This window comes from Streptomyces capoamus (genome assembly GCF_014654935.1).
GTDB classification, from domain to species: domain Bacteria; phylum Actinomycetota; class Actinomycetes; order Streptomycetales; family Streptomycetaceae; genus Streptomyces; species Streptomyces capoamus.
In genome coordinates, this window is record NZ_BNBF01000003.1 from 146,811 (window position 1) to 150,540 (window position 3,730).

The following is a 3,730-nucleotide window of genomic DNA, read 5'->3' on the forward strand; positions in this document are numbered from 1 at the left end:
TCCGCTTCCGCCCCCGGACGGCCTACAGCGGCGCGGCGACCCTGATAAGCGGTCCGCGTACCGGGGAAGGCTGGTATACGGCCACCGGCCACCACCCGTCATCGTCGTAAGGGAGGCACACCCCATGCGCTGGATCACGAGGAGCACGGCCGCTGCCCTGCTGGGGGCGGCCGCGGCCGTCCTGTGGGCCCCGGTCCACGCGGTCGCCGGCACCGGTGCCGCTGAGCCGTCGGTGGCGTACTGCGGGGCGGACCGGGCGACCGGGCTGGCGGTGTCTGCCGACGGGAGCGTGCCCTGTGCCACGGCTCTGCAGGTGGTGGACGCGTACACGAAGGCCGCCTCCGGTACCGGGGACAGGCGCGCGACGGTCCGCGTCGACGGTACGGCGTGGACGTGCCGGGAACGGCAGGGCGACCCGAACCCGTACCAGGAGTGCGTCGACGCCGGCGACAGCGGCCGCCGGATCATCGTCTCCTCCTGACCCCGAGTGCCCTCGCCCGGCAGATCGGTGCCGATCGGCTCCGGCTACCGCGCCGGGTCCTCCTCCGTGCTCCGGACGGCCTTCTTCACCGCCTGCTCCAGCTCGGCCCGCGACATGCCCTCGCGGGCCGAGTGCTCGCTCACCGCGGCCTGGAACGCCTCGGCCGCCCGTCGCCAGGCCTGCCACTGGGCGTCGTACTCCTCACCACCGAGCCCGGCCAGTTGCGCCCGCTCCGCCTCCGCGGAACGTTCCATCTTGACCAATTCGTCCGGAATGTCTGCCATACCTGGATGCTATGCACGGCGTCACCGGGACGCCCGTCAGCGCGCTGCCCGCACCGGGACCGGTCATGCTAGTTTCAACTTCAACAAAGCTGACCCGGAGGAGCCAGGTTGACCAGTCCCGCACCGGCCGGTGCCGCCCGGCGGATCTTCGTCGACAAGCAGAGCCCCAAGGCGTACCACGCGCTGGTGCAGACCTCGGAGGCGGTCCGCGCGGTCGCCGCCGAGGCGGGCCTGGACCGGGTGCTGGTCGAACTGGTCAACCTCCGCGTCTCCCAGCTCAACGGCTGCGCCTACTGCCTGCACCTGCACACCCGGGCCGCGCTGCGGGCCGGCGACACCGCGCAGCGCCTCGGCGTGCTCGCCGCCTGGCGCGAGACCGACCTGTTCACCCCGGCCGAGCGCGCCGCCCTGGCTCTCGCCGAGGCGATCACCGCAGCGGCCGACACCGCCGCCCAGGACACCGCCTGGGCGGCGGCACGGGACGTCCTGACCGAGGATCAGGTGTCGGCGGTCGTCTGGGTGGCCGTCACCATCAACGCGTTCAACCGCGTCTCGATCATGAGCCGGCACCCGGTGCGGGCCGAGTAGCGGCGGGGGTGCCGATCCGGCCAATGTCGCGGCGGTGATGCCGTCGGCGAGAGGGCGTGCGTGTCCGCACCGGGTGACCCGGTGTCCGGTATGCGGGCCGCCCCGGTCGTCCGCCACCAGCGCCTGGGGGCCGCGCGGGGGTCGCTGTGTCGTATGCCTGTCGTACGCCCGTCATTGCGTCAAACCGGAGCGCCGATGATCGGGAGAAGTCCGAAACCGACTGGACAGCAGCGATTTTGGGCGCCCTGGTGATTATCCGGTGAACGATCACGGGAAGGCTCGGAGCGTCGCCGACACGTGATCGTTCCCGGCCCGGCCGGACCCGCGCGTGTCATCCGTCCGCCCCCGAGGGGAGGTGCAGTGATGAAGCTCCTTTTCGCCCTCCGCAACCGCGTTGCCGCCGGCAAGAGCCTCAAGGCCAACGCCTGGTACCTCTGGTACTGATCCGCACCGCCGCGTGCGGTGACATCGTTGTCCGGCCGCGTCGCGCTACGGTCCGGCCGGACAGCGGTGGCGCCCCGTCCTCCCGCCGTCCCCGCCCCGCACCGGAGCAGCCATGCCGCCGTCCTCCACCGCGCGTGCACGCGCCACCGTGTTCGCCCCGCGGCTCGCCGCGCTCCTCGACGACCACCTGGGCCGGGACGTGTTCCGGCTCGAGCCCGACACCGTCGGCGTCGCGGGGCACGAGGTCGCCGACCGCATCCTGGCCGCGCGCCGGGCCACCGAGACCGAGCGCCCCACCTTCAAGCCGCTGCACGGGCGTTCGATCACCCGCACCGAGGCCTCCACCGTCACCCGCACCATCGGCAACGACGTACGGGACGCCCTGGCCAGGCCCCTGCCGGAGAACGTCGACCTGGCCGGCCCCTGGCCGTTGACCGGCCACCTCTTTCTCCGTGACCTGATACTCGGCCAGGACCCGTACCGGCTACGCCTGTTGATGAGCCGCACCCTCGAACTCACCCCGAAACTCACCTGGTCGGTGATCGCGGCCGGCGCCGCCCTGCCCGGCTGGCCCCGGCCGGACGCCCGGTTCACCGGCCTCGCCGACCGGGCGGCGCGGACGCGGGGGTACCAGGAGCGGCGGTACGTGATGGGCCTGTACCGCAGGGCCGCCGCCCCCGTGTGCTTCACCGTGTCCACGCTGGTGGCCAACGCGCTCTGGCTCGGCTTCCCCTTCGACGACGGCACGCCCGACCGCAACATCGTCCTGGAGTCGCTGCGGCTGCTGCCGCCCTCGTGGAACATCCTGCGCAACGCCTCGCCCGAGTACCCGGCCATAGACGGCCGCATCGGCGAGCGCGACGACGTCCTGCTGCTGCCGCTGCTGTCCCACGGGGACCCCGCCCTGTGGGACGAGCCCGAGGCCTTCCGCCCGGAACGCTGGGACCGCCTCGACCCCGACACCACCCCGGGCTACCTGCCCTTCGGGCACTCCTCGGAGCGCTGCTGGGGCCGGCACATGGTGATGCCGCTGGCCGAGTTGCTGCTGGGACTGATCCGTGGCTCCGGGCTGGTGGTCGACCCCGGCCAGCGGGTCGGCCGGGTGCCGCTGCTGGGCCTGCTCGGCGTGGAGGAGGTACGGCTCACGCGACCGCGCTAGGCGGAGGACCGGGCCGCCTCACGTCGTGGAACGCTGCTCCGCGGCCGGAACCGGCAGGACGACGATGCGCTGCACGGCCCGGCTCAGGACCAGTACGCCCCCGATGATCAGCAGGGCGCCGCAGGCCTCCGGCACGAGCCACCAGCCGGTGCGGATCCGCTCGTCGAAGAGCATGATCCCCAGCGTCAGACTCACCACCGCGTCGCCGATGGTCAGCGCCGGCTGCGCCGCCGCGAGCGGACCGGCCTGCAACGCGTTCTCCAGCAGCAGCACGGCGGCGACACCGGCGAGCGCGAAGCCGTACGTCTGCCAGGACCGCAGGAATGCCGGGAAACCGTGGTCGGCGAAGGTGCCGCTGGCCGACTTCAGCAGGGCGGCGGTCAGGGCGTTGCCGATCGCGGAGGCGGCGGCCAGGAGCGCGGCGCGCCGGGCCGGCGCACCGCCCCGGCCCGCCAGCAGCACGGCGGCGGCCATCGCGCCGACACACAGGCACAGGGCCGGGATCCACCGGGTGAGGGGCGCGTGGTCGGTCGCGCCGTGCGGGGCGGCGGCGACGAGCAGCACGGCGAGGCCCGCCACGCAGCCGCCCACCCCCCACCAGCCCGAGCGGGGCAGCCGCCGGTGCATCAGCGGCGCGGCGACCAGCAGCGCGAACGGCAGCTCCAGGATGAAGAGGGGCTGGACCAGCGCGAGCGGACCGTTGACCAGTGCCAGGCTCTGGAACAGCGCGGCACAGATCACGCCGGCCATGCCGATCACCCAGAAAGGACGGTG

6 protein-coding genes are annotated in these 3,730 nt (G+C 73.4%); 4 read left to right on the top strand and 2 right to left on the bottom strand.

Annotated features, from left to right (window positions below):
* Positions 1-124 precede the first annotated feature (124 nt).
* Positions 125-481, top strand: coding sequence for a hypothetical protein (locus tag IE312_RS06550; protein ID WP_189979204.1), 357 nt, complete (start codon positions 125-127; stop codon positions 479-481).
* Positions 482-525: 44 nt separating this feature from the next.
* On the opposite strand, the gene IE312_RS06555 is transcribed toward IE312_RS06550, so the two are convergent.
* Positions 526-765: a hypothetical protein gene (locus IE312_RS06555; RefSeq protein WP_229899197.1), complete on the bottom strand. Its 240-nt coding sequence runs from the start codon at positions 763-765 to the stop codon at positions 526-528.
* A 108-nt stretch (positions 766-873) separates the two neighbouring features.
* On the opposite strand from IE312_RS06555, the gene IE312_RS06560 reads away from it, so the two are divergent.
* The 3 genes from IE312_RS06560 (at position 874) to IE312_RS06565 (ending at position 2,956) form a co-directional block, all read left to right on the top strand.
* On the top strand, positions 874-1,353 hold the full coding sequence (locus tag IE312_RS06560; protein WP_189979206.1) for a carboxymuconolactone decarboxylase family protein: 480 nt from the start codon (positions 874-876) through the stop codon (positions 1,351-1,353).
* 363 nt (positions 1,354-1,716) lie between these two features.
* Positions 1,717-1,797, top strand: coding sequence for a tryptorubin family RiPP precursor (locus tag IE312_RS44100; RefSeq protein ID WP_353759426.1), 81 nt, complete (start codon positions 1,717-1,719; stop codon positions 1,795-1,797).
* A gap of 112 nt (positions 1,798-1,909) precedes the next feature.
* Entirely contained in the window at positions 1,910-2,956 is a 1,047-nt protein-coding gene (locus IE312_RS06565; RefSeq protein ID WP_189979211.1) for a cytochrome P450, read from the top strand.
* An 18-nt stretch (positions 2,957-2,974) separates the two neighbouring features.
* On the opposite strand, the gene IE312_RS06570 is transcribed toward IE312_RS06565, so the two are convergent.
* Positions 2,975-3,730 (bottom strand): DMT family transporter (locus tag IE312_RS06570; RefSeq protein WP_229899198.1); only part of this gene is annotated, 756 nt, incomplete at its 5' end.

Excerpts from the sequence above, each read along its gene's own strand:
- IE312_RS06550 (WP_189979204.1), top strand. The coding sequence starts at position 125 with ATGCGCTGGATCACGAGGAGCACGGCCGCTGCCCTGCTGGGGGCGGCC.
- IE312_RS06555 (WP_229899197.1), bottom strand. The coding sequence starts at position 765 with ATGGCAGACATTCCGGACGAATTGGTCAAGATGGAACGTTCCGCGGAG.
- IE312_RS44100 (WP_353759426.1), top strand. The coding sequence starts at position 1,717 with ATGAAGCTCCTTTTCGCCCTCCGCAACCGCGTTGCCGCCGGCAAGAGC.
- IE312_RS06565 (WP_189979211.1), top strand. The coding sequence starts at position 1,910 with ATGCCGCCGTCCTCCACCGCGCGTGCACGCGCCACCGTGTTCGCCCCG.